Origin of the sequence: Paenibacillus cremeus (assembly GCF_007786445.1) — a bacterium.
In the GTDB taxonomy this organism is placed as follows: domain Bacteria; phylum Bacillota; class Bacilli; order Paenibacillales; family NBRC-103111; genus Paenibacillus_G; species Paenibacillus_G cremeus.
The window spans coordinates 1-1,886 of sequence record NZ_VNJI01000116.1 but is presented as its reverse complement, the minus strand read 5'-3'; the positions used below and the strand labels follow the sequence as shown (position 1 = coordinate 1,886).

General features: G+C 50.0%; 1 protein-coding gene. It reads right to left on the bottom strand.

Translation table 11 applies throughout. The features are described from left to right. Positions 1–91 precede the first annotated feature (91 nt). Positions 92–1,381, bottom strand: a complete 1,290-nt coding sequence (ltrA, locus tag FPZ49_RS35040) for a group II intron reverse transcriptase/maturase (RefSeq protein WP_144855346.1) — start codon at positions 1,379–1,381, stop codon at positions 92–94. Positions 1,382–1,886 lie beyond the last annotated feature (505 nt).

Genomic DNA, 1,886 nt, shown 5'->3' with positions numbered 1-1,886 from the left:
TTTTTTTCCTTGTGCCGTCAGCCCCAATCAGAACCCGACGTGCGGATTTCCCGCATCGGGCTCCCCAGAGTCATTCGCGGATTTATCTCGTTTAGATTGTTGGATGGAGTAACTTTGGCTCTGGGAGCTCAAACCATTTTCTGCTTCTGAGGTAAGACCAGTATAGACGATGTCTCTGGCTCCTCCTGCGCAAACATCGTATCCACTGTCTTTCAATCTGCCGTTTGAGACTGTGCAACTTGTAATCACAGTGGTACAGAGCAAAATACTGGTAGAAACCTTGCAACATTCTTGTGAGCTGCTTTTGTTGATCTCTCCTTTTCCAGTGTCGGTGTGCTTTTAACCATATCCCGACTCGCTCTGTAAATTTCCGACAACTCTTTACGCTCGGTATCCGTATGAGTGCAAATTCGCCTTTCTGTCCTACTCCACAAACATGTTTAAAACCCAGAAAGTCGAAGGTGTCCGGCTTTTCCCCGAATTCCGCTTTTCTCTCCCTAGCAAATCGTCCAAAAATCATGAGACGTGTCTTTTCCTCCGCTAGCTCCAGGCTGAATTTATTCATCCTTTCGTCTAACAGTGTTCGGAAATTTTCTGCATCTCGCTTGTATTCGAAACATGCGACGTAATCATCTGCAAAGCGGATGAGATAGGCTTCTCCTTGTACGCATTTCTTGAACCGCTTCTTAAACCAGAGGTCCAACACGTAGTGCAAATAGATGTTCGCAAGCAGAGGACTAATCGGTCCGCCTTGCGGCGTTCCTTCCTCATTTCGCGTGACAACGCCGTGCTGCATGACTCCTGCCCCCAACCATTTTCCGATTAGACGTAAAATGGCCGGATCGGCAATCCGTTGTTTGACCATCTTCATCAGCCATTCATGGTTGATGTGGTTGAAGTACCCGCGGATATCCGCTTCGAATACATGCCTAACTTTCTTGGTTACAATGCACGTTCGGAGTGCTTTAAGCGCCATATGCGGATTTCTTCCCGGACGGAATCCGTAAGACAAGCCCAGAAAATCTTGTTCATAGATGGTTTCGACGATTCTTGTTACCGCTCGTTGTACCAAACGGTCTTCTACGGTAGGAATGCCCAGTGGGCGTGTCTTTCCATTTCCTTTTGGGATCTCCACTCGCCTTACGGGTGGAGCTTGGTAGCGATTTTGCCTAAGTCGTAACCATAGATCCTCTGTTCTCTCTTTCAGATTCGCTTCGAACTGTCCCGTTGTTTCTCCATCTACACCGCTTGCACCCTTGCGATTCATCATCCGCCATGTCTCTTGGAGAAATTCAGGCGTAATGAGATGCGCCAGTGACGTGAAGCGAATTTTCTTATCTTGTCGAGCTTTCTCTGCTATCTTAGCCAGTTGTGTTGACATACGATGTCCACCTCTGAGTGTGGGGTATGTTTCGCTGTTAAGAGCTTACTCTGCCCTGCCGCTTCCCCCTGTACGTGGCTTTCCCACGCTCCGAGTACTACCAGCAGGTCCGACTTCCACCGCGGCATCCGCTCCCCTATGGATGGTCCTTTCAGTCGGCATACTCCGCATTTTTTTTTCAGCGAAGACCGCGATGGATCTCCCTAGTTCCGTGATGCTTCCTTTTCCGCCATGCCGTGCTCTCAGACCCCGCCGGGGTCTCCGATTTCCTCGCCTATTACGGAAATCTACTATAGCCTTCCAAGTTTTCGACCTTGTCGGCCCCCGGACATCTCACGAGGCTCTATCGCTTCACTTGCGTTACGGCCTGGACGTCGCTCTGTCTACGCTTAACCCGCATCGTTACCTTTGCGTGTTCAAGACTCGATTCCGGGTAGGGTGGCTGTACCCTTTACCCGGGTGGGAATCGCACCCACTGAAAGCACCCAGCTTACCTAGGCGCACC